This is a genomic window from Cyclobacterium sp. 10D3-21, from assembly GCF_055809755.1.
On sequence record NZ_CM147924.1, the window covers coordinates 4865341 to 4890596 of the forward strand.

The 25256-nt window shown below is 40.0% G+C and carries 13 protein-coding genes; 5 read left to right on the forward strand and 8 right to left on the reverse strand.

The features are described from left to right. Positions 1 to 2: 2 nt before the first annotated feature. The 6 genes from AC0L7T_RS18785 to AC0L7T_RS18810 form a co-directional block, all read right to left on the reverse strand. Positions 3 to 2354 (reverse strand): TonB-dependent receptor, encoded by a 2352-nt coding sequence (locus AC0L7T_RS18785; RefSeq protein ID WP_473337489.1) that lies wholly within the window; start codon positions 2352 to 2354, stop codon positions 3 to 5. A 2238-nt stretch (positions 2355 to 4592) separates the two neighbouring features. Further along, positions 4593 to 6368 carry a sodium:solute symporter family protein gene (locus AC0L7T_RS18790; RefSeq protein ID WP_473337491.1) on the reverse strand — a complete coding sequence of 592 codons (1776 nt, stop codon included), beginning with the start codon at positions 6366 to 6368 and terminating at the stop codon, positions 4593 to 4595. Between the two features lie 73 nt (positions 6369 to 6441). After that, complete coding sequence (locus tag AC0L7T_RS18795) at positions 6442 to 8322, reverse strand: sulfatase-like hydrolase/transferase (RefSeq protein ID WP_473337493.1); 1881 nt, start codon at positions 8320 to 8322, stop codon at positions 6442 to 6444. 207 nt (positions 8323 to 8529) lie between these two features. Beyond that, positions 8530 to 10503, reverse strand: a complete 1974-nt coding sequence (locus tag AC0L7T_RS18800) for a heparinase II/III domain-containing protein (protein WP_473337494.1) — start codon at positions 10501 to 10503, stop codon at positions 8530 to 8532. A 141-nt stretch (positions 10504 to 10644) separates the two neighbouring features. Next, entirely contained in the window at positions 10645 to 11997 is a 1353-nt protein-coding gene (locus AC0L7T_RS18805; protein ID WP_473337496.1) for a DUF1593 domain-containing protein, read from the reverse strand. 52 nt (positions 11998 to 12049) lie between these two features. Then, positions 12050 to 13606, reverse strand: a complete 1557-nt coding sequence (locus AC0L7T_RS18810) for a sulfatase family protein (RefSeq protein ID WP_473337498.1) — start codon at positions 13604 to 13606, stop codon at positions 12050 to 12052. Between the two features lie 175 nt (positions 13607 to 13781). On the opposite strand from AC0L7T_RS18810, the gene AC0L7T_RS18815 reads away from it, so the two are divergent. Both AC0L7T_RS18815 and AC0L7T_RS18820 read left to right on the forward strand, forming a co-directional pair. Then, positions 13782 to 15218 carry a sulfatase-like hydrolase/transferase gene (locus tag AC0L7T_RS18815; protein ID WP_473337500.1) on the forward strand — a complete coding sequence of 479 codons (1437 nt, stop codon included), beginning with the start codon at positions 13782 to 13784 and terminating at the stop codon, positions 15216 to 15218. Between the two features lie 169 nt (positions 15219 to 15387). Then, entirely contained in the window at positions 15388 to 16542 is a 1155-nt protein-coding gene (locus tag AC0L7T_RS18820) for an SGNH/GDSL hydrolase family protein (RefSeq protein ID WP_473337502.1), read from the forward strand. Between the two features lie 303 nt (positions 16543 to 16845). Here the strand turns inward: AC0L7T_RS18820 and AC0L7T_RS18825 are convergent, their stop codons facing one another. Next, entirely contained in the window at positions 16846 to 18177 is a 1332-nt protein-coding gene (locus AC0L7T_RS18825) for a Gfo/Idh/MocA family protein (protein WP_473337505.1), read from the reverse strand. A 789-nt stretch (positions 18178 to 18966) separates the two neighbouring features. On the opposite strand from AC0L7T_RS18825, the gene AC0L7T_RS18830 reads away from it, so the two are divergent. Beyond that, positions 18967 to 19215, forward strand: coding sequence for a hypothetical protein (locus AC0L7T_RS18830; protein ID WP_473337507.1), 249 nt, complete (start codon positions 18967 to 18969; stop codon positions 19213 to 19215). 112 nt (positions 19216 to 19327) lie between these two features. Here AC0L7T_RS18830 and AC0L7T_RS18835 read toward each other — a convergent pair whose 3' ends face one another. Further along, complete coding sequence (locus tag AC0L7T_RS18835) at positions 19328 to 20206, reverse strand: arylamine N-acetyltransferase family protein (protein WP_473337509.1); 879 nt, start codon at positions 20204 to 20206, stop codon at positions 19328 to 19330. A 413-nt stretch (positions 20207 to 20619) separates the two neighbouring features. Here AC0L7T_RS18835 and AC0L7T_RS18840 point away from each other — a divergent pair, with 413 nt between their 5' ends. Both AC0L7T_RS18840 and AC0L7T_RS18845 read left to right on the forward strand, forming a co-directional pair. After that, positions 20620 to 22200, forward strand: coding sequence for a hypothetical protein (locus AC0L7T_RS18840; protein ID WP_473337511.1), 1581 nt, complete (start codon positions 20620 to 20622; stop codon positions 22198 to 22200). A gap of 10 nt (positions 22201 to 22210) precedes the next feature. Continuing rightward, positions 22211 to 25252 (forward strand): PVC-type heme-binding CxxCH protein, encoded by a 3042-nt coding sequence (locus tag AC0L7T_RS18845; protein WP_473337513.1) that lies wholly within the window; start codon positions 22211 to 22213, stop codon positions 25250 to 25252. Positions 25253 to 25256: the final 4 nt, after the last annotated feature.

Below are 25256 nucleotides of genomic sequence, written 5' to 3' on the forward strand. Positions count from 1 at the left end.
TATTAAAATTTAAACCCGTAAGAAAAAGATGGAATAATGGGGAAAAGGCTGTATTGAATCAACTTTTTATTGCTCTGCTGGTCATAACCAATGTCCATAAAAAAAGGATTCATCCGGTTGTAGACATTGTAGATGCCCAGGGTCCATTTTCGTTCTCCCCATTTTTTTGTTTTCCACCAACTGAAACTTAGGTCCAGTCTATGGTAGTCCCTATTCCTGAAATTATTCCTACTTTCATAGTACTCTACCTCAGACCTCCATGTGCTACCACCATAATTATTTACTTCGGCTCCTTCGTAACGTTGTGTCGGAAGTGAAACAGCATTTCCTGTTCCATATACCCAGACTACCGAAAAGTCTTTATTTTCCTTCCATTCATGGGTTAGGGCTATGCTCACATCGTGTCTCCTGTCGTATTTATAGGGAAACCATTCCCCAAAATTAATCTCATCAAACCTCCTTTCAGTTTTAGACAGGGTATACCCTATCCATCCGGATATTTTGCCTACCTTCTTTTGAAGTAATAATTCGAGTCCATAGCTCAGTCCCTCACCTACAGCCACTTTCTCTTGCCAATCTTCATCCAGATTGAGATAGGTTGCCCCATCTTTGTATTCGATTAAGCCATCCATGGTCTTGTAATAGGCCTCAGCACTCAGTTCAAATTTATTGAAGTTTTTAACCCCTCCAATAGCCACCTGCATGGCTTTTTGAGGTCCAATATTGGCAGTCGCTGGTACCCACAGATCAGTAGGCAGACCTAGTCCTGCATTGGTAAGTAAATGAATGAATTGTGCCATGGTAACATAGGAGGCTTTTACTGAGGTACTGGAATTGACCAGGTATCTTGCCGCTATCCTGGGTTGAAGTGAATTGTAATGCTGATTGTCCGTATTAAATCCTGAGTAATGAAGACCCAAATTCGCTTTCAGTCGGCTGGTTATATTGATATCATCCTCGGCATACACCGCATATTCCGTTGAATTAAGTTCGTCTGCACCCAATTGGAGATCATTGTCCCCTTGACTGCTCTTACTGGCATAAACTCCTGGGGAGAACTTATGGAAAATAACATTGGTACCAAATCGAAAATAATGATCTGGATTAGGTATGAATTCAAAATCTGCCCTGCCTGCCCAATCTCTGATTCCAGAAAAATACCTGTCAGAATAAGTATTGGTCTCAGAAGTACCATTGCCAGTGATTTTTTCTTCATAATTACTAAAGAGGTCAAAATTGTAACGACTATAAGTAAAAGTATAATTGCTAAATAGGCGACTATTTATAACATTATTCCATCGAATGGCTGAGATAAAATTGCCCCACTTCAAGCCAAATTCCTCATCATAATCTGTCCTTTCATTGTCATTGACATAAAAGTTTTTAAACTTGGAATAGGCCTTATCATCTCCCGAATAAACACTCAGGTACAACCTGTTTTTGTCATTAATTATATGATTGACTTTGCCATTAAGGTCATAAAAATAATAGCCTATATTTTCTTCTCCCTCAGTAGCAGCTTTGATAATTGGCCGGGCCAAAATATCCAGGTAAGTTCGTCTGGCGGACAAAATAAATGAAGTTTTATCCTTTTTTATAGGCCCCTCCACAGTCACTTTAGAGGCAATTAATCCTATGGAACCTTCTCCTTTAAATTCCTGCATATTGCCTTCCTTCATGCTTATATCAATCACCGAAGAGAGTCTACCACCATACCTGGAAGGAAAGCCACCTTTGATAAGCTCGACATTATTGATGGCATCTGCATTGAAAACAGAAAAGAAACCAAATAGGTGTGATGCATTGTATACAGGTACCCCGTCCAATAAAATCAGGTTTTGATCAGGACCTCCTCCCCTTACGTATAGGCCGCTCCCTCCTTCTGTACCAGACTGCACACCGGGCAAAAGTTGTAGCACTTTAAAAACATCTACTTCTCCCATTAATGCGGGCAATTCCTTGATTTGATCTATCGGGACATTGATGGAGCTCATCCTCGTAACTTCCTGAATTTGGTCCATATCAGAGGCAGAAACTACCACCTCCTCAAGATTACCGTCAGGCACTAAGGTCACATTAATTACAGTATCCTTATTTGCTTTGAATTGAATGTGCTTGGCCTGAAATCCTACAAAACTAAAATATAGGTCTAAACTATCGCCAGAAGTTGTATAACTATAAAACCCAAACTGATTGGTAACAGACCCTTTTTGAGAAATTTTATCGTAGATATTCGCACCTATCAGGTTTTCTCCTGTGCCTTCTTCTTTTACTGTTCCACTTATGGTGATTTTCTGAGAAAACCCTGGGAAAGCAAAAAGTATCGATAATACACAAAATGTAAGGAATCTCATTTTTTTATATAAATAAGTACAATACCAAAAATTATTTGGCAAATATAAATTAAAGCACTGACTTGGCAACTAATTTATTTAACCTTAAACCAAACATAATTGTAGCAGTCCAAATAGAATAGTCAATACTCCCAAAGGGAGCTATCAATTATTTGCCACATTAAATTTTATGGAGTTATTTCAATAACAGGGATAATTCCAATAATTATGACCAGCCCAATCACAAGACGCAATAAAAATGCATTTCGCTACACTCTTTAATTTTAGAAATTTATTGGATTAAGATTCATATAACCGGATCCTGAGCGGAAGGAGTAGGTATTCCGGATACCTCAGCCTATGGCATCGACTCCGCTCAGCCACCGGTAGACCAACTAATCCATGCTGAAATCTTACAAGTTCTTCTGGGGCATAAGGTTGCATGGAATGAAATAATTAATAACTCAAATCTCTAGACCAAAAATCCTAACTTGAAACGAAATTGACACAGCCTCCCTCCTTAGCCCTCCCAAAAAGGGTTCGCAATGACGAACCGATTGGAGTGACTATAGCAATAATACTAGCCACTTTTCTAAAAAATACAGACCTGAAGGGTCTGAACTACAATAACCGTGCGTGGCAACCCACGGCAAAGGAAAACACATTTGCCCTCAACACTGAAGGCGTTGAACCTATCGATATGGAGTCTCTTGTTCAACCCCGTTCGGGCTTGGGGATTCGATGGCTGATTACGGTCCACGGGTTTTCACCCGTGGTTATTGTTGTTGAAGCCCTGTAGGCTTCTTTGGATTCGTTCTGATAAGCAAGGCCTTTTCAACTTTGCCTTAGGTCCCAAACATCATTTTGAATAATTAATTCATCATACCATTTAGTTCTTCTACCCTATTGTTTAATATTAATACATGGCCTGTAAAATACTTTGAATCACCTTTGACAAGCCCAGCAGTCAAAATCAGACGAAATTGACACACCCTTTCCCTCCTTAGCCCTCCCAAAAAGGGTTCGCAATGACGAACCTATCGGAGTGACTATAGCAATAATACTAGCCACTTTTCTAAAAAATACAGACCTGAAGGGTCTGAACTATAATAACCGTGCATGGCAACCCCACGGGCAAGGAAAACTCATTTACCCTCAACACTGAAGGTGTTGAACCTATCGATATGGAGTCTCTTGTTCAACCCCATTCGGGGTTGGGGATTCGATGGCTGATTACGGTCCACGGGTTTTCACCCGTGGTTATTGTTGTTGAAGCCCTGTAGGCTTCTTTGGATTCGTTCTGATAGGCAAGGACTTTTCAACTTTGCCTTAGGTCCCAAACATCATTTTGAATAATTAATTCCTCAAACCATTTAGTTCTTCTACCCTATTGTTTAATATTAATACATGGCCTGTAAAATACTTTGAATCACCTTTGACAAGCCCAGCAGTCAAAATCAGACGAAATTGACACACCCTTTCTCTCCTTAGCCCTCCCAAAAAGGGTTCGCAATGACGAACCGATTGGAGTGACTATAGCAATAATACTAGCCACTTTTCTAAAAAATACAGACCTGAAGGGTCTGAACTACAATAACCGTGCGTGGCAACCCACGGCAAAGGAATACACATTTGCCCTCAACACTGAAGGCGTTGAACCTATCGATATGGAGTCTCTTGTTCAACCCCGTTCGGGCTTGGGGATTCGATGGCTGATTACGGTCCACGGGTTTTCACCCGTGGTTATTGTTGTTGAAGCCCTGTAGGCTTCTTTGGATTCGTTCTGATAGGCAAGGACTTTTCAACTTTGCCTTAGGTCCCAAACATCATTTTGAATAATTAATTCCTCAAACCATTTAGTTCTTCTACCCTATTGTTTAATATTAATACATGGCCTGTAAAATACTTTGAATCACCTTTGACAAGCCCAGCAGTCAAAATCAGACGAAATTGACACACCCTTTCCCTCCTTAGCCCTCCCAAAAAGGGTTCGCAATGACGAACCTATCGGAGTGACTATAGCAATAATACTAGCCACTTTTCTAAAAAATACAGACCTGAAGGGTCTGAACTACAATAACCGTGGGTGGCAACCCCACGGCAAAGGAAAACACGCCGACCCTCAACACTGAAGGTGTTGAACAGCCAGCACTGAAACTCACCTTCAACTACTCATTGGTTAGGGATTTGGCGAATGCTTTTCCCTCCAAGAGTTGCACCATCCCTGGTTTTAGTTATCCGAGCCCTGTAGGTTTCTCCCTAGAATCGCTTCCTCAACGCATATAATGCCCAAAAAGAAATGGTGGATAAAATTATTAATAAGATCCCATTGGCCATATCCCCTAATAAAACATTTCCTGTTCCGAAAAGAAAACTAAACACTCCAATAACTCCGGCGCCAAATGCCAGAATTGCTGCCTGAAAATCAAAGTAACCTGTGGTGTCTACTTTTTCTCCAGTACTTCCTAATAAATTGTGTATCCTCTTCCAACCCGGTCCTGGAGCTTTTGTCTTTTTTACGAAAGAAATAAGAACGGATTTCTCTGTAGGTGTGGAAAGATAAGCTGTCGAAACCCAACAAACTGATGTCACCATGATACCAACAATCAACTCTTCATGGGTCGCGAAGGCATCAAAATAATTTTGATGAATAAAGGCAAAATACAAGGCTGTAAGGAACGAAGCTGCCATCGCTACAATCTCACTCATGGCATTGATCCTCCACCAATACCAGCGTAAGATATAAATCAAACCTGTTCCTGCGCCAATTTGCAGAAGTATACTAAATGTCTGCAATGCATTTTCTAAATGTAAAGCCACATAGCCACCCAAAACCATGATGGTAACGGTCGCTATTCTACCGACTGCCACAAGGTGCTTCTGTGTACTGTCTGGCTTGATAAACCTTAAGTAAAAATCATTTACCATGTACGAAGCACCAAGATTAAGCATCGTGGAAAGTGTGGACATATAAGCAGCTACCAAGGAAGTTACTACTAATCCCATAATTCCAACCGGCATAAAGGAGAGCATAGCAGGATAGGCCATATCGTCCTGAACAATCGATGCATCTGCATTAGGGAATGCAGCCTGAAGTGATGCCAGGTCAGGAAAAACGATAATACTACACAAGGCTACCAATATCCAAGGCCAAGGTCTGATGGCATAATGAACAATGGTGAAAAACATAACAGCTGACAAGGCATTCTTTTCATCTTTGGCAGCGAGCATCCTTTGGACAATAAAGCCTCCACCACCAGGCTCAGAACCAGGATACCATACAGACCACCATTGTATAAACAATGGAATTAGGAATATGGTAAGGAAAATTTCTTTATTGGCGATATCAGGAATAAAATTAAGCTTATCTACAATTAATTCATGAGTGACAAGATTATCAAGTCCACCGATAGCGGGATGATTGACGGCTACCCAAGCAGCTGCGATTGCTCCTGCTAAAGACAAGATAAATTGGATGAAATCTGTGAATACAACCCCTCGCAAACCTCCCAATGAACTGTAGATAACGGTAACAATTCCAGAAATTAACAAAGTAGCTACCGGGCTTATTCCAAGCAAAACCCCTCCGATCTTAATTGCTGCCAGAGACACGCCAGAAATGATCACAACATTGAAAAACAATCCTAGAAATATTGCCCTAAACCCTCTTAAAAAAGAGGCCGCTTTGCCACTATAGCGCAATTCATAAAATTCTATATCTGTCAATACCCCAGATCTTTTCCAAAGTTTGGCAAAGAAAAATACAGTCAACATTCCCGTTAACAGGAAACTCCACCACACCCAATTGCCTGAAATTCCGTTTTTCCTGACGATATCTGTAATTAGATTTGGGGTGTCAGTGGAAAAGGTGGTAGCCACCATGGATGTTCCTAAAATCCACCAAGGCAGATTACCTCCAGCTTTAAAGAATTCATTAATGTTTTTAGATGATTGTCGGGAACTGTACAATCCTATCCCCAACGAGACAGCAAAAAAAGCGACCAATATCAACCAATCAATTCCTTGTAAAAGCATAATGTATATTTGTAAGTGGGTATGATTTTTTCAATAAAGTGAATTCTTGTATGATTTTGGGTTTAAATCTTCTCTATTTCCTTGTGGGCACATCAATTCCGCAATTAATCTGAGCCTGGTCTAAGGCCATTCCAATAAACATGGGATAACTCCAGTTTTTATACCTCCCCCAAATTTCCCCTGAATATTTGGGGAAAATCTCTTCTGTTATAATGGATATTAATGGTTTGGCTTTAACACCTAATCGGCGAACACTAATTGCTGCCTGCAAAACCTGAACCTCGTCTTCAAGCAAAAGCATGTTTTTTAAAACTTCATAGGCCGCATTATTGTCCTCCCTTTTAATCAAAATTTCTGCAGCCTTGATGGCCACGGCGGGAACATCATCTGACAACAATGTGATTAAATTCGGAACCACCTGCCCAATTTCTCCCTCATAGGCATCAATTCCGATAAGCCCCCAAAACCTAGCTGATTCCAGATCACTCTCCAAGGAAGGGATGACAGCAGAAAGGTCAGTGATCTTTCCAACCATTTTTGCTACTTCTAATACTTCCTTGAAAGACTCCTCTGAATAAGCCCTACTGATCGCGTACACACTTTCCTTAGATTGGCTTGCCTGCTCCATCATTATGCCCTCAGTAAGCAAGCCTGTGTCCCTATGTCGAATCATCCATTCATCCAGTTCACCAGCCAGTTCCTCTAGCTTCTTTTTCATTTCTGGCCTGGTAGCCAGGTTATTCTGTTCCAGGGGATCTTCCTGTAGATCATATAAGATCTCCACGGGTTTGGTAGCATACATCTTTTCTGCTGCATCAGTTAATTCACCAGCATCTCTGAGTCTGTTCATTTCCGTATAACTCCCCCCTTTATTAAAAATAAGGGCATTTTGATAATAAGGAAGCTGGGGCATAAAATGACGGATATACAAATACCGGCCATCATAAACGGACCTTGCTACTTCATAGCAGTCATCTGCTCTGTCCCTATAGCCAAATACATAGTCACTTTCTTCCTTGGCTAAGAAATCAATCCCCTCCATCATTTCAGGAATATTTGCTCCCGCCAAAGAAAGTGTAGTCGGGGCAAAATCCACAAAGCTGACCAGCCTATCTGATTCCTGACCGGAAATATTGGCGACCAAATGTTTGTATTTATCCGGAACATGTAAAATAAAAGGGACTTGTAATCCAGCATTGTCAAGCCAACGCTTGTGCCCGGGCAAACCATGCCCATGGTCTGCAAAGACAAAGACAATGGTCTCTTCAAGTAGCCCATCTGCTTCCAACTGACTTAACAAATCTTTCACTTGCCCATCAAATACTTCCAGCAAATCGTACATATGGGCCCATATCTCGCGCATTTTGGGACTGTCTGGCAAGTGAGGGGGAAGCACTGCTTTTGCAGGATCATGATGGGTTTGTAGACTGGATGTATCCTCTGGTCTCAAAGCATTGGTAGGACCTTCATGGGTAATCATAAAGTTAAACACACTAAAAAAAGGCTTGCCCTCTGGCCGATTTCTCCAATGGGCCTCCTTACTGCTTTCATCCCACCTGTCTTCATGGCTGAAGTTATAATCTGTCTTTACATTGTTACTCGTATAATAGCCTGCCTCCCGCATCACTTCAGGCAATATTTTCATTGACGCCGGAACTGGGATTGCAGACCTAAGGTGTTGTGTGCCTAGGGAAACAGCATACATACCAGTGATCAAAGTAGAGCGAGCTGGTGCGCATATTGGCGCATTTGAATAGACCTGCGTAAATTTAATACTGTTGGCTGCCAACTCGTCAATGGTAGGTGTTGTAGCGTATTCGTCACCATAACACCCATATATAGGCCCCAAATCTTCATGGGAAATCCATAGAATATTTGGTTTCCCAACCTCTTTATGACTATTCTTACAAGCCATACAACTCAAAAGAAGGAAGAGATAGGTGATATTTTTCATTGATCTATTTATAAAGATACAATCTAATTGAAAAAATCACTTAATTAATGAAATAGGGGCTAAAATTATGTTATTGCACTTATTTTGAGGATGACCGGATAAACAATGCACAGCCTAAATAAGATGGTATTGCATCATATGATGAATCAACTAAACCTTTGCAAGATTTATCATAAAACCAAAACTTTAAGCAATTCAAATTTCCACTTACTTTTTAGCGCTGATTGAAAACTTAATGTCTCCCTTTAGCTTGTCTTCCATCCATTTAAAAACAATTCTATACAATTGCTCTCCATGATTGGAGATTAACTTAGGGTCTTCGATGGCAATTGTCTCTATAGTGGCATCAAGTTTTCTGTGGTCAAAGCGCATATTAATCGCAATCCCTTCTCCTTTAATTTCTAACAATCCGGGAGATTTTATCGCAACAGGCAATGCACTCATAAAATGGAAGCTTGTTGCGTTTTGATTTTTATCCAATTCAAAATGATCCTTAATAATCAAACCATTTTCTCTCCTAAATTCAAAGGACCTTTCCCAGGTTTTTACAGCTGCTTCTTTCGGATAAGCAGCTGCAATATCTGTTTGAAAATAAACCTGATCATTTTTCAAGCGATATTTGGATCCTGTAGCTTTAAAATTCCCACCTGCTTTTTGTGCTACTCCATTAATGAGGGGCAAGTTGTGGTAATTGGATTGCATGGTCCAAATAGAATACCGCTCAGGACTGAAGGTTTGCCTGGTATAAGTACCCACTCCCACATCAATAAAAACAGGTTTCCCATCATAATATAGCATAAAAGAACCCACATCATTGTGATTATGGTGTTCGTCATTATCACCTCCTTTTGCTGTAAAATAAAAGCCTTTGGCATTCGCTTCTTCTCTGGCTATCACCACATCCCAATCAGGAAAATAGAAATCTTTAACCTGGGGAGCTTTTGCTGGCAAATCTTTCAAGGAGGCTAGCATAAATACATTTCCTAACCTATCCCCTATCGTTCCTGAGGTTGCCAGATCGCTTTCATTTCTAATGTTTGCCAAATAAGCAGCAAACTTCTCCATGATAGGGTCATTTATTTTTTTTCCATACCTGAATATTCTACCCAGATCATGCTTGATTTTTAAAGGAGCATCAGCAAAATTGATATAATAACTGCCATCGTTAATATGAGATCGATAGATGTATTTCCCCATATTCCCTATAAGTGGATGCGCAAAAATAGGAGCTATTCCTCCTTCTAAAGCTTTGTCCAATAGTTCCAGGTAGTCAAACATTTTACCACCTGCATGTGCCCAATAAGCTGGCCCTTCACTACAACTACCATCATCTGGATAGGAATTAATAAATAAATCCACCGATTGCATGGACTTGTACACCGCATCCTGTTTTTTAATCGGGTCCTCTTCTACCAATAGCAAGACGGTAAGCACATTGAAATTGCACCATGGGGTCCAGTTATTTACCCGTCCTTCTCCCCAGCCTGTAATCCACCAAAAATCATTGCGCTCATAAAAAGGCTGTAACACCTTCTTCTTTAATTCTGAGGAAAGCCTTTTACTTATTACAGGGCTGATGGCATCAAAAGCATCTTTGAAGTAATACAGGGTCCAGGCCAAATCACTTGCAATATCTCCAACCATTAAATCTATAATTGGGTATTCAATATCAGGCATAACGGTGGTAGGATTGGCAATGCTTCCTTCAAATCCATACAGGTAAAAATGTGCTGAGGCTCCCCAATAAGTTTGTTCGCAGAAAGCAAAAACGCCATTGACCAAGTCATCCAAAAACCTGCCTTTTCCCTCCACCAGCTCGGCCATCATCAGCGCTTGAAGGGCCTTCTTCCTGGCACTGTTAACGGCAGCATCTTTAGTTCTATCTCCTGTACGTGTAAACTCAAGGTACATGCTGGCCTTGACAATTGGCCAATCGTAATCTAAGTAAGCCTCCCCTTCATTTATTATGGCTTTTCTTACATCTGCAGGGAGGTTATTCCAGGCATCTCTGTCCTCATAGGCAGGATAATTGACCCATTGTTTTACACTGCTTAAATTGTCCCCAATTTGTTTTCTGCTTAGGGAATTGGTCAACAGGTTTCGGTTTTCCTGAGAATAGGTGGAAAAAACTATACTGAAGCAAATAAATAGCAGTGAAATTTTATGAGCTATTGATGGCATAGAAATGGGCATAGATTTGGGTTTATTGTAAATTTTATATCAATAGAAAATAATACCATGACCATGCAATCTTGGTATCTTTTTACAAAATCAGGTGTATCGACTATCCCTCAATAGCCAATAAAGGTTGATGGAATAAAATCATATTGTTGCCTTAATTATGACACGTTTGTAGCTGGTCAGGGCAGGTAAGCCATCGTCTGTAACTTCAAGAATAAGGTGCAGTTGCTTCCCTTGAGCCATTGGTGGAACCTTAATTTTCACTTTTGAATTTGTTTCGGAACCTCTAAAGTCTATTGGACTAAGCGGCTGAAAAATCTCATTGTAAACCCACCAACGAAAGGTGATTGAATCACCATCCGGATCAGTACTTGCCCTCGCATCTAACTCTAATTCTTTTCCAGGCTGAGCATTTATATACAAAGGCTCGCTTGACTTATGGTTATTAACCATCACTTCTGGATTATGATTGGCTTGATCAAAAGGAAGTACTGCCCATTTAACCCTTGCCATAAAATCAGATTGAAAAGCTGTCCTCCACCGGGCTATTCCATGTCTTTCATTCAAGGTTCCTTCCATAAAATCCGGGGCATCGATGTAGGTTTTTTTGGATAGCTGTCGGTATCTACCTCCCCAGCCACCCCATTCCGGGTGTGCTGGTACATTTAATCCATTCCCTATCAATCCCATAAAAGAAGGTGAATCCCCTTCTTTCATCCCATTGGTGCCATGACCATTTAATTGATACCTGTCACTTAATGGCCCATTTCCATGGATATTTGTTTTCACCCAGTCCGCATCCTGCATTTCTTGGTTTCCAGTCATGTACATTCCTCTAAAGGAAGAAAGTTGTACTACACCTGTAAACCCATACCATGCATAGCCATTGGCAATAAATTTAAGGGATTTAAAATTCTTGTGAATGTATTCCCTGTGTCCATCTTGATCCCCTATGGCATGAACCTGAATTTGGCTGCAAAACTGCTCAAGTTCGGCTTCACTGCGGGTGTTTTTTACTTTCCAAAGTGCTTGCGCCAACTCCCTAAGGCCACCCCATACCGGAATATGAGTGGTATTCTTGCTCGCATCTACAATACTGATAATGGCATCAGAAGCTTCCGAATCAAAGCCCTCACCAATGGCCTTTGAGTTCCCCTGACCATTTTTCACAAGGCCCATCAAATGATCAGGCTGTGGATATTCTTTGCTATGAAGCAATAAGTTTGGGTAAATTGTTTTATAAGCTTCTAAATGCCCTTTAATCAACTCTGGCTTGGTATCCTGCCCATGGCCAAGTCTGCTGGTAGCACAAATGGCCTTGATATCGAATTGATCTGCATAATAAAGGAACCTAACCAAACTTTGTTCATCATCCGTATCTCCACCAATATCTGTGAGTACAATGACCTCAGGCTTTTCTTGCCCATAGGATATGCTTGAGATTAACGAAGTCAACAAAAATAAACCAATGGCCTTTAAACTTGAGCTGAACATTTGGGAATTGTAGGGTTATTAAATTGATTTATAATTCGATCAGCTTATGAACTTACTTCAACTCTAAAGCCTCTGTATTGACAAAGTCCTCTCCTCTGATTGCAATAAATTCTTCCAGCAATTCTTTAAGCTTTTCGGGATTTTCTTTTGCCAGGTTATTTTGTTGGCCTATGTCATTACTCAAGTCGTACAACTGAAAATCAGCATCATTTCCAAGCTCTATGTTCACCATTTTATTGGCTGCAGGACCTTTATAAGGAGGTATCAATACCCAATTTCCTTTTCGATAAGCGGTACGAGAAGTGGCTTCCAAAATAAGGGATTCTCTTCCTTTGTCAACTTTACCCAAGAATACATCGGAAAAATCTTCACCATCAGCAGTCCTTTCATCACTACCTACAATCGCCGCCAAAGAGTTAAAAATATCAATCTGACTTACCATGGCATCGGTGGTTCCGGATTGCACAGTTCCTTTCCAATAACTTACAAAAGGCACCCTGGTACCCGCTTCGAACAAACTGTATTTCCCACCTCTCAGTGGTCCTGAAGGGGTATGGTCTCCAACTTTTTCCTCTGCATCGTCATAATAACCATCATTCAATACCGGTCCATTGTCACTAGAAAAAATCACTAGCGTATTTTCAAGAAGTCCTTCCTTCTCTAAAGTCTCCATAAATTGACCAACACACCAATCTGCTTCCAAAATAACATCGCCACGCGGACCCATTCCCGATTTTCCTTCAAACCTTGGATGAGGAGTTCTTGGCACATGTGGTTGTTGCAAGGCATAATACAAGAAGAAAGGTTGGTCTTTTTTCTCTTTTACATAGGCCTGTGCTTTTTCAAGGAAATGATCAGCCATGTCTTCATCCACCCATTTTGCTTTTTCTCCCCCCTTCATAAAACCTATGCGAGGAATTCCGTTGACAATACTGTTGTTATGGCCATGGTGCCATTTCATTTTCAACATCTCAGGGTTTTCTTTCCCTGTTGGTTCTCCTACAAAGTTTTTTTCATAGCTCACTTCAATTGGGTCATTGGGATCCAACCCTTCTACGAGCCCATTCTCCAAATATACCGTGGGTACCCTATCCTGAGTAGCCGCCATTATATAAGAATAATCAAAACCTACCTCATTAGGCCCAGGGCTTACTTTTTCATTCCAGTTGACTGAACCTGCACCCAATCCCAGGTGCCATTTTCCGACCACAGCAGTGGCATAGCCTTCACTTTTCAGCATTTTAGGAATGGTCATCTCTGATGTTCCAATGAGTAATGGTGCCGTTCCTGGTAATATTTTCGCATCCTTATTTCTCCATGGATAAGTACCTGTTAACAAGGCGTACCTACTTGGTGAGCAGGTAGCAGAAGAAGCATATCCAGCAGTAAATTTCACACCACCGTTGGCAAGAAAGTCCATGTTTGGGGTTTCAAGCAAACCTGCTTCGTAAGCACTCATGTCCCCATACCCCAAATCATCCATATAGATAATGACAATATTGGGCTTTTGAGGTGTTTCAGATGTGGTTGAAACCTCTTGTTTGCAAGCAAAAAAGAATAGACTTATGCATAAAAAGCATAATGAATTGAAGGTTAGAATTGGCCTCATAGAATAGTAAATGATATTTTGAATTTGAAATTTGAAAGAACAATATAGAAAAATATTAGGAAACCATAGGCCTAAATAATTTTAAGTGAACCGAAGAAAAATGGCCTGAACAAATGATCTATTTGTAGTATATTAACTACTGACAAATATTTTCAGCATTAATCATAGTAAAAAAATGATTCACATAAGATTTCATATCTTGGCTTTTTGCTTATTTCAGCCATTATACTCCACAGCAGTTAGTGCCCAAACCAGTACCAAACCCAATATAATCATTATCCTTGCCGATGATATTGGTTATGGAGATCTTGGAGGCTATTACGGAGGTGAGGCCGACACCCCAAACCTTAATCGGCTAGCTAAAAAGGGCATGCTATTCACGGATTTCCACAGCAATGGCGCCATGTGCTCCCCTACAAGAGCTGCCTTGCTTACAGGACGCTACCAGCAAAGGGTAGGTATAGAAGATCCACTTCCCGGACATTGGCAGGAACCAGGAGTTGGTAGTGTAATTGGCATAAGCAGTAATAGCCATGCTAAACCAAAAACCATCGCAGACCATTTGAAAAGCGCTGGCTATGCAACCGCATTTTTTGGTAAATGGCACCTGGGAAATCATCCAAATGCCAATCCTACCAACTTTGGTTTCGATGAATTTAGAGGATTGACCTCAGGTTGTGGTGATTATTTCAGTAAAATAGACAGGCATGGGTATCAGGACTGGTGGCACAATAACCAATTGACTTTTCAGAAAGGGTATACCACAGATGTGATTACCGCAAATGGAATAAACTTTATCAAGAAAAATAAAGAGCAACCTTTCTTTCTATACCTCGCCCATCTAGGGGTTCATTTCCCTTGGCAATCACCTGCCGACAGCAACCTACAAACACGGATAAAAGGAGAAGATTTTACCAGAAATAAACCGGGGTCTCATAGTAAATTAGGTCCCCACCAGCCCAAGGATGTACCTGAAATTTTAAAGGAAATGATTCAATCCTTAGACAAAAATGTAGGAAGGCTAGTTGATTATTTAGAAGCAGAAGGCCTGGATAAGAACACGCTTATATTTTTCACCTCAGACAATGGGCAATACCTTGATTATGATGGTAAAACCTGGCCGAAAGTTGGGTCAAATGGGGCACTTAGAGGGGAAAAAGGAGACCTCTATGAAGGTGGACACAGGGTTCCGGCGATTGCCTATTGGCCGGGAAAAATACCAGAAAACGTAATTTCTGATGAAACCCTGATGAGTATGGACATCTTGCCTACTCTTCTAGAAATAATTGGCAGCCCAATGCCAAATCAAAATGGAAACCATGCCTTGGATGGATCAAGCTTTCTAAACGTTATCACACAAAGAAAAGCAATGCCTGAAAGAACTGTATTCTGGAAGACTCCTGAAGCCAAAGCGGCAAGAATGGGTGACTGGAAATTTATTCAGGATGAAATCAACCCAGAGGGAGCGCTGTATAATCTTACGTCAGACTTGTCGGAAAGCAAAAACCTAAAATTAGAGAATTCTGAGGTTTACCAAAGCCTTTCGCAGGCCATGGGAAGGTGGGAGAAAGAGGTGGCTGTGAGTAAGCTGACATCTTCTTCAGTACAATAATAATTGAATACTAATCCTTAACCCGAATTCTAAGGTTTTCCCTCATTAGAATAAATTTCATTCTGTAGCTCATGTCTTTCTGTTATATTGTAACCGATATAGATCATGGCAGTCGTTTTAGAAGCCCTTGAACACATCAGGTAGAAATAATCCTAAAATTAATAGTCTTATGATAAACACTTTAGTCAAGGTGCCTCGCAACATTTTTTTAACAATTCTTATTTGCACGATTATAAATACATTAAGCCAAAAGACATTGGCCCAAACTCCCGTAAGTTCAAAAGAAAAAGTAAACCCAACCTTTTACTATAAGGAAGCATCTAATTTTGAAATATTAGGCTTGCTTCCAGGCAATACACTTTATTCAAGGTTGCCTTCTGAGGCGGAAAGTGAAGTAAGACCGGCTGTATGGAATTTGTCAAAGCACAGTTCGGGAATAGCTATCCGATTTACCTCCAACTCATCTACCATAAAAATCCGATGGACCTTGAAGAACAATAGGGTCAAAGGCAATATGACCCCAATTGCCAGTAATGGTTTGGATTTATATGCTTATACTAAGGGCAGGTGGCAATTTGTAGGGGTTGCCATTCCAGGTAAGGAATTAACGAATGAGGCCACTGTGATAACAGGTATGGCAAAAGGAAACCGGGAATACTTGCTAAATCTTCCACTGTACGAAGGAGTAGAAAAACTTGAAATAGGCGTAGATGAGGAAGCCACGATCACCAAGCCAGAGGATGCCATTATTGACCGAGAAAATCCCATAATATTTTACGGGACGAGTATCACACAGGGGGCCTCTGCTTCCAGACCGGGACTTACTTATGCTGCCTTATTGGAAAGAGAAATCAACAAAGAAGTAATCAATCTTGGATTTAGCGGAAATGGTCGATTTGAAAAAGAAGTAGTCCAATTTATCATGCCTTCCAAGCCTTCCGTTATCGTATTGGATTGCACACCTAACTCAGCCCCTGATACCATATTGAAAAATTTACCAGAGACCATCGCTTTTATCAGAAACATTGATGATTCCGTTCCTATTGTATTGGTGGAAAGTATTATCAGAGATTATGCCTATTTTAAAGAAAATGATCCTTCCGTATTTGGCACACTGTCCTATATTCAGAATCAAAACAATGCCCTGAGAAAAGTATACCTGGATGCAAAAAAGAACAACAAAAACCTCCATTACATCTTTAGCAAGGACCTGATTGGACTTGACAACGAAGCCACTGTCGATGGAACACATTTCAATGATTTGGGCAATTACAGAATGTATGAATTCCTTCTGCCAGAAATAAGAAAACTTTTGGCACCTTAGAATACCTAAGAATTCCACATCAGGTTATAAGCCCGCTATAACCTGATGTGGTCAATTAAAAATCAGTCATTTTGTGACCTCCGAAAGGTTTCACCATGCATTTTTTTGTTTTTATTTAAATGCACAAAAAAACCACACCTATTAAAGGATAACAACCTGATTTTTACAGTATTTTAGTTCTTTTAATGCTTTACCTTTTTTAACAGAACAATCCTTATTTAACCCGTTTGTTGATTTATAAAGTAAATACACCTTAGGGCATAAAAAAAGCGAAACTTTAAAAGTTTCGCTTTTTTTGCTTTTTTACAACCTGTAACCAGGCCTATAAGTTCTATGAAGCTGTTCCTCTGCTTCAGGGTCTGAATTGGCGAATTTTTCATTCACCGGATCCCACTTCAATGGTCTACCCAGATCGTATGCAATATTTCCAAGGTTACAAGTAGTACAGGTGCTATGCCCAATTTCTACTGATGCTATTGGATCTTTTCTCCTTCGCACAGATTCTATGAAGTCTATATGATGGGCAGTACCAGCACCGCCTCTCAAATTTTCACCTTCTGCTATCAATGGGTACAAGGTATCGTCTGATGCTTCATAATGTGATCTTGAAACCTCTATCCATCCGTCCTTGCCTACGAATCTACACCCCCTAGTTTCTTTCTTATCAAAAGGTTCTTCGGTAACCGTCACACCATTTGAATAGATAAATGTCAAATGTTTGGTGTTTTTATATCCAGCAGGTATAATTTCTATAGGTCCACTGCGATCCATTCCTATTGCCCACTGGGCGATATCAAACATATGTGCACCCCAATCTGTGGTCAATCCACCGCCAGTCTCCTTATACCAACGCCAGGCACCCCACACTTTTTCGTTCTCAGGAGGGTTGATAGAAATAGGTGGATTAAGGTCATTGTTGAAATGTATGTCTGCAGCCAAAGGGCCTAACCACATGTCCCAATTAAGACCAGCAGGTATATCCTCCTTCGGTAAATCATAAGGCTTTGGAGGTCCACCAACACAAGCATAAACTTTTTTAATCGCTCCTATTCTTCCTTTTTGCACCATTTTTACTGCATGCTGAAAGTTATCATAGGACCTTTGCATGCTTCCTGTTGCCAAAACGATACTATTGGAACGTACGGCTTTAACCAACTCCTGCCCTTCCTTGATGGTAAAGGTTAGGGGTTTTTCCAAATAGATGTCTTTACCTGCTTTACATGCATCAATGGCCATTAGCGCATGCCAGTGGTCCGGACTGGCTATGACTACAGCATCTATATCTTTCCTAGCCAAAAGGTCGTGGTAGTTTTCATATACAGCTACTTCTACTGTTTTACCTTTACCTTTGTAATAATCGTTTGTTCGATTTAGAAATCTTTGCCGCTTGTCTTCATATACATCACAGCCTGCTACCACTTCTATGTTGGGTAAAGTAATAAAGCTCCCAAGTAGCCCATTGCTTTGCCTTCCCATTCCAATGAAACCCAAACGCAAAGTTTCATTTGCCTCATTTTTATTATCAGTTTCTTTGCCAAGACTCATTTGTGGCAAAACCCCTATCCCTGCTGCGCTAAGCAAACCTGTGCCCATAAACTTACGCCTGGACAAAGAGGATTTTTTCTTTTTAGTCATGTTATATTGGTTAATTGATTGTTTTGAATTCGTAATAATGATAATGCATACTTTACCCGTTTAAAACCACAAATCCGTCCAAGAATTTTATTATCGGCTTTGATCAGGTTTTCAAATTCGGAAGACTTAAAATTCAATTGTTTCAAATTCCAGAAAACCACCCATTAAATTATACAATTTCAATTAACAAAAAATAATCTAAAATAGCCACTTGGATAATGTTGAATTCACCTTCGCAAGCAGATATTAACAAAAGGACCTAAAGCAAAAGTATTTTCATATTTAATCCAAAGGTGTTTTGGACCAACAGTTAGAGCGATTGGGTAAATTCAAGCAATATTAAAAAGTTGAGGTGGATGTAAACCTATCTCTTCCCCAGTGACTTTGCCAATCCATAGGCAAATTTAAAAACCTTTCAGAGGACTTGCTTCATGCAAAATTTTATTTCGAATTATACCCTTGACAGTTGGTATTTTTATACAATATGACTCTCTATTGGCAAGGCCAAATGACTATAAAAAAACTGAGAATTGATAAAACTACACTTTGAATAATAAAGTTTTAGTACAAATCTTCCAAAACATCAATTTGAAATACAAAAACAATGTAACAAAATACTATTTTATATTTACAAAATTTTAACCAAAAAAACAATGGTTTTTAATTGAATTATATAATAAAATTTCCTTAAATTTGAATTATTAATTAATCATTCTGAATAAGGATAACACCGAATTAAGTACTGTAATCCTTCAGCAAATTGAAAGGTAAAAAAATAAAATCAAGCGCATGAACAGTTACATTTTAATATACGCAGTACTCGGAGCAGCTTTAGGACTTTTATTTACAATCAAAGCCATTAGAAATGCTGAAGATGATCCTGAAACTTTTGATCAATTTAAAAAGGAAGGTAGATTTCACAAACCTGCAAACTGGAAAGTAGGAAAGATGCCTAACAATTTCAAAAAACAAGAAAATACTATTGAATATCAGCTATTACAACCTGAAATTGGATACCATCAAATTTATTTAAACTAAACCATTATTTTTTTTCATTTGACAGCAAAATTCCTATTCAGTAAATTTTTTAATCCTGTGGAATTAAAATAACAGCTAATTTTTTAAAGGCCTCTGTAAAAAGTGGCCTTTTTTATTTTTCACTAAAACTGTCCCCATTTATCAAACCCTGCAACTTCACTTTTAATTTATCATTTTCAGGAAGCTTGATTAGAAATATTTCTTGCAAAACATCCGTTAGCTCTTCCACAGTGTGAAGAAGCCTTTTGACACTTGCCTCATTTTTTTTGTGAACAGTAAATTGATTATTATGTAGGGCATACCTACCATCGAGAAAACTCCTGGCCACCATTAAATCCTTTATAAAAACAGATTTAGGAAAAGTACACAAGAACCAGCTGACCACTTCATAATCAGGTAGCATTTGATGCTCCAAACCAAATCGATGCATTAATCGCCACGAGCTTTTAATCTTAATTTCCAAATAATAAAACCCCGACACCAAGCTAATTCGGTATTGATAATCCCCAGTATCCTGAATGCCTTCCTGATCCAACACCAAGGGAGAAGAAAAGGAAGCAGAGCCGAATCCAACATCAAGAAGATATTTTATTCCTTCCAAGTCCAACAATAATAACATATGGTCCCTTGGCCTGATTTCTCCTTCACCAATTTCCCAAAACACCCTGGCGGATAACCCTACCACATCAAATCCGAGCGTATTTAAAACCGCTCCAAAAAGTAAGTTTTGCTCAAAACAAAACCCTCCCCTTTCCAAATTAACCATTTTTTGGAAAATATCAGGTAAAGTAAGCTCCACAGGCACTTCTAAGAATGGGTCTATATTTTCAAAAGGAATCGCTTGTGGATGGAGGCAATGAAGTTCCTTTATGGTTTCAAGGTTTTTTTCTGGTTTACCTTCAAAACCTATTCGTTTGAAATACGCCTTTAAGGAAGTATTATCCAAAGACAAACCCTTAAAAAGTGAAATATTTTCTTGTTTGGTGATCATAATCGGTTTAAATAATTCGGTTAAAATTACCATTTTTTGGAAACAGGAGGTTAAAGATGGTGAAAATAATCCTCTAGACCTCAATTCAATAATTTTGGAGAACTAGAGAAAACCCATTCTTCCAAACTAAATCAACCCCCATTATACAATTGGATTCGTAAAAAGGGTGTAATTTCAAGCAAATCAATGGTATCGCTAATAAGTGCCACTTATAAATTCAATCTTCACCGTAATTAAACCCAGAGAAACTTATTATAATAAATTCTCCAAAAGAGACTATTAATAAGGATTTCCTTACCTATTTTATATGAAATCAATGGAACTATCAATGATTTCCAGTATATTAACCGTGTTTTTACTTTATCTTTGGTAACGTACACTTATCCACAATACAACCTCATATTTAATTTAATATGTTAAAAAATACACGAGTTGATTTATCCTCACGAAGAAAATTTCTAAAACAAACCACAATATTATCTGCAGGATTAGGCCTTTCTATAAGCACAGTAGAAGCCAGCACCTCTATCAATAACCCAAATCCCTTTGAAGCCCCTGTAAAGGCAGCTTTTTCAGATGGGGACATTTCTCCGGAAATAGGTATGGAAAGCCCTGGGAACTATGGCAAGAATTACCACAAAACCTTTCATGACCCTTGTAAGGTAAGGGTTTCAGCCTTTCAAAGCGGTACAAAAAAAGCACTGGTCATCGGGTTTGATGCATTGGCGGTGTACCAACCGTGGGTTGACGAAATCAAAGTGGGTATTGCTGCTAAACATGATATTTCAAAAGAAGAAATAATGATATCAGCATCGCATTCCCATTCTTCTGGCCCAACTGCCATGGTTATGCCAGGGCAATATGACCAAGCATCCCCTTTTGTTCAGGATCTTGCCTACAAGCAATCCTCTTGTGCCGACCCAAAATATTTGGCTACCACTAAAAAAACAACAATAGAAACGGCCTTAAAGGCACTGGAAAGCTTGGAAGATGTAGAAATTGGTGTAGGCAGTGGCAAAGAGGAAAAGGTATCTTTTAACCGGCGATTTTTCATGAAAAATGGGAAAACCTATACGCACCCCGGACAGTTAAATCCCGAAATCTCAAAAGTAGCTGGACCTATTGATCCTGAAGTAGGTGTTATTGGTGCATGGGATACAGAAGGCAATTGTATTGGCTGCGTAGTAAATTTCGCATGCCACTCTACTACTAACCCAGGAGGTGTTTCAGCCAATTGGGTATATTATATGGAACAAACAATAAAAGGTGCTTTAGGTAAAGACTGTGTAGTGGTTTTTCTCCAGGGAGCAAGTGGTGATGTGACTCAAGTCAACAACCGAAACCCCAATAAAAATAGATCAGGTGAAGCCTGGGCCAGATATGTTGGTGCAAGTGTTGGGGCCGAGGCGGTTAAAACACTGTTATCAATTCCTCGAGGGACCACTTTCCCTATTTCCACTTCAAGAGAATTTATCAATATAAAAAGAAGGATTCCTACCGAGGAAAAAGTCAGGGAAAGTTTGGCAATGGTTAAGAAAAGCCCTGAAGAAGTCGGGAAAACCAATTGGGTATTTGCGAAGGAAACGGTTATGCTCGATAGCTATGCAAAACGCCACCCTACACATCAGGTAGAAATTCAAGCCATTCAACTCGGTCCTGTGGTGCTAGTAAGTAACCCCGCAGAATTCTTCTGTGAGCTGGGTCTTAAAATTAAAGCAGAAAGCCAATTTCCACTCACTTTTCCTGTAAGCATGGCCAATGACTGTGTAGGTTATGTCCCTACACTAGAGGCCTTCTCTTCAACTGGCGGAGGCTATGAAACCAGGCTTACCTCTTATAGCAATTTAGAAATTACAGCGGGCAACCAAATTGTTGACCAAAGCTTAAAACTCATTGAACCCCTTAAACCTGGCCCTTTACCCGAATTCCAAAAAGCGCCCACCTTTACAGGGGAACCTTGGAATTACGGAAATGTTCCACCTGAAATTCGATAAACCAACACTCATGTATTGCAAATTAAAAAATCGTAAAAACTTGTTAAACTTCCTTTTATCCACAAGAAATTGGTCTATAGTGACTTGTTTCGCTTTATTAGTGGCCTGCCAACAGGAAAAAGCAACGGTGGATACTCCTCCAAAATTTAAAATTCAAGAGAACCCTGTCAATTCTCCTCAATATACCTATGCGGATTCTTCAGCCTTAAAAACTTCAATGGCAGCCTTTCAGCTAGAACCTGGGCTACAGATAGATTTAGTAGCAGCAGATCCTTTGGTAGCAGATCCCTCTGCTTTCGCTTTTGATGAAAAAGGAATACTATATGTGGCTGAAAACACAGGCTATCCTGATCCAATGGATGGAAAAAAACCTGATACTTTAGGGAAAATCTCCAGATTAGTGGACAGTGATGGGGATGGAAAATACGACCAACGAAGTGTCTTTGTAGATGGTTTGACCTATCCCAATGGAATCATGGCTTGGAAAGGCGGGGTTTTTGTGACTTGTGCGCCACATATTTATTACTTCAAAGACACGACTGGCGATGGTAAAGCAGACATTCAAGAAATCGTATTAACTGGTTTTAATGCCAACAGAACTGCACAAATCCGAACCTCACATCCTACCCTAGGGCTAGATGGCTGGATATATGTCACCAGTGGTCTAAATGGCGGGGAGGTCTATTCCCCAGCCCATCCGGAAAGGAAGCCTATCTCATTTAATGGCGCAGATGGAAGATTTAATCCTGAAACATTAGAATTTCAGTTGAGAGGCGGGAAAAGTCAATTTGGACTTGCTTTTGATGCTTACGGTAGAAGATTTGGTTCAAGTAACAGACATCCGTTACAACACATCGTAATGGAACCCGATCAATTAAGCAATAACCCGAACTTGCTATTCAATAAAACTATAGAGGATGTATCCCCAGCTGAAGCAGAGGGATTTGTATATCCTATTAGTAAAAGCGTTACTACTGCAGATTACATACCTAAATTAATGGGCTTGTCACATCAAGGTACTTTTACCTCTGCTTGCGGCACTTTAATTTTTGAAAGTAAAGGGTTACATGAAGCGCATAAAGGCAATGCTTTTATCTGTGAGCCTGCCCAGAACCTGGTTCAAAGGCAATCGGTTAAAAGCAATGGCGCCACTTTCATTTCCGAAAGGGTACATGAAGATTGGGAATTTTTATCTTCATCAGATTCCTGGTTCAACCCTGTTTTCTTATCGCACGGCCCTAAAGGAGCCATGTATTTGGCGGACATGTACCGAAAAGTCATTGACCACCCTTCGTACGTACCAGAAGAGGCAAGAGGAGCACTGGACTTTGAAAGCGGCAAAGGTAAAGGTAGGATCTATAGAATTACAAGGGATAACTTTGAATACAATAAGGTTGAAACAGTATTCCCTTCCTCCTCCTCGGTCAACACGGAAATGCTTATCAGGGCACTTTCTTCCGATGATGAGTGGGAACGAAATACCGCATTTAGGTTAATAATTGAAAAAATGCCGCAAGAAGCAATCTCATCACTTAAAGAATTGGTTTTATCTGATGCATTAAGTGAAGGTAAAGTGAAGGCATTTTGGTTATTGTTCCATTTAGATGCCTTGGATGAAAATTTGATGACCACCATCTATGATGACAATGGCCCACTCATTAGAGAACAGATCATTGCCACGTTCGGCTTAAAGCCGAGCGTTACCGATCAATTGGCAGGTACTTTAATAAAAGGCGCCACAGATGCCGACCCAAGGGTACGTTATATGACTGCGCTTACCTTTGGTGCCAATAAAAAGAAGGAATGGTTGCCTTATTTGGCCAAAATTGCTCAAGAAGATGCTTCTGACCCATGGACAAGGGCTGCTGTGATGACGGCTCTAAATGGTCAGGAAATCGCCTTTCTGAAAATTTTAGAAGCTGAGAAGGAACAGGTTAATTTCTCTCAATTACCTTTGTGGTCTGAACTAGGAGAACTAATAGGTAGTTCAGTATCTGCTAAAGAATTAACGGGGCTTATAGATTCTTCTATAAATAATGAATGGGACAACCCTACTTTCTCTTTGCTGCTTGGCCTTTTAAAAGGCAGTGAAAGGGGAAATACAAAAGGCTGTGAAAAAACTTACCTTGATGCCTACACCAAATCCGAAGAACAATTAAATGCATTGATTCAAGAGACCTCCAAAAGAGCATCTGCCTCTGAAGACAGTTTGACCTCTCGGATTCAGGCTACAGCCCTTTTAAGTTATTTTTCACCGGGTGAGACAGAGCTCTCCTTAAAGGAATTGATTTCTCCCAGTAACCCTCCTGAAATTCAGTTGGCCGCTATACAATCCCTGGGCAATTTAAACAGTGTTGAAGCAGGGGAAATTCTGATAGAAACCTCCGCATGGAAAGCCTATACGCCTAAAACAAAAGGAGCTGTAATTGCAACCCTTGTATCAAGGCCAATTCTTCGCAACCAATTGTTGATGGCCATTGAGGAAGGCAAAATCAACCCTGCTGAGATTTCTTCTTCAACGAGACTATCTTTAATGAAAACCAGTGACCCAAAAGTGAGGTCTCGTGCAGAAAATCTTTTCAAGGAATTGGAATCAGGAGGTAGAATGAAAGTTTATGAGGAGCATAAGAGGATTTTGGATTTAAAAGGGACCGCTACAAACGGTGAAGGTATTTTTAAAACTAATTGTGCCACCTGTCATACTTATGCGGGTGAAGGTGGGGATGTAGGCCCAGATTTATCAGGTATAAGTAACCAGCCAGCATTGGCCTTGCTTCTACATACCATTGTGCCTAATTATGAGGTTTTCCCAGGTTATCAAGCCATCACTGTCACAACGCACGAAGGCAAACAAGTAACGGGTAGAATTGCTGCCGAATCTGCCAATTCGTTAAGTTTAAGGACTGCTTATGGTACAGAGGAAAACATCTTACGTACCCAAATAAAAAACATAGAAAACCCTGGACTATCACTGATGCCAAATGGTCTGGAACAAAATATGAGTGACCAGGAAATGGCAGATTTATTGGCCTACCTGAAAGGCTCCCAATAGAAAT

Coding starts and splice junctions, on each gene's coding strand:
- AC0L7T_RS18785 (WP_473337489.1), bottom strand. CDS start 2,354: ATGAGATTCCTTACATTTTGTGTATTATCGATACTTTTTGCTTTCCCA.
- AC0L7T_RS18790 (WP_473337491.1), bottom strand. CDS start 6,368: ATGCTTTTACAAGGAATTGATTGGTTGATATTGGTCGCTTTTTTTGCT.
- AC0L7T_RS18795 (WP_473337493.1), bottom strand. CDS start 8,322: ATGAAAAATATCACCTATCTCTTCCTTCTTTTGAGTTGTATGGCTTGT.
- AC0L7T_RS18800 (WP_473337494.1), bottom strand. CDS start 10,503: ATGCCATCAATAGCTCATAAAATTTCACTGCTATTTATTTGCTTCAGT.
- AC0L7T_RS18805 (WP_473337496.1), bottom strand. CDS start 11,997: ATGTTCAGCTCAAGTTTAAAGGCCATTGGTTTATTTTTGTTGACTTCG.
- AC0L7T_RS18810 (WP_473337498.1), bottom strand. CDS start 13,606: ATGAGGCCAATTCTAACCTTCAATTCATTATGCTTTTTATGCATAAGT.
- AC0L7T_RS18815 (WP_473337500.1), top strand. CDS start 13,782: ATGATTCACATAAGATTTCATATCTTGGCTTTTTGCTTATTTCAGCCA.
- AC0L7T_RS18820 (WP_473337502.1), top strand. CDS start 15,388: ATGATAAACACTTTAGTCAAGGTGCCTCGCAACATTTTTTTAACAATT.
- AC0L7T_RS18825 (WP_473337505.1), bottom strand. CDS start 18,177: ATGACTAAAAAGAAAAAATCCTCTTTGTCCAGGCGTAAGTTTATGGGC.
- AC0L7T_RS18830 (WP_473337507.1), top strand. CDS start 18,967: ATGAACAGTTACATTTTAATATACGCAGTACTCGGAGCAGCTTTAGGA.
- AC0L7T_RS18835 (WP_473337509.1), bottom strand. CDS start 20,206: ATGATCACCAAACAAGAAAATATTTCACTTTTTAAGGGTTTGTCTTTG.
- AC0L7T_RS18840 (WP_473337511.1), top strand. CDS start 20,620: ATGTTAAAAAATACACGAGTTGATTTATCCTCACGAAGAAAATTTCTA.
- AC0L7T_RS18845 (WP_473337513.1), top strand. CDS start 22,211: ATGTATTGCAAATTAAAAAATCGTAAAAACTTGTTAAACTTCCTTTTA.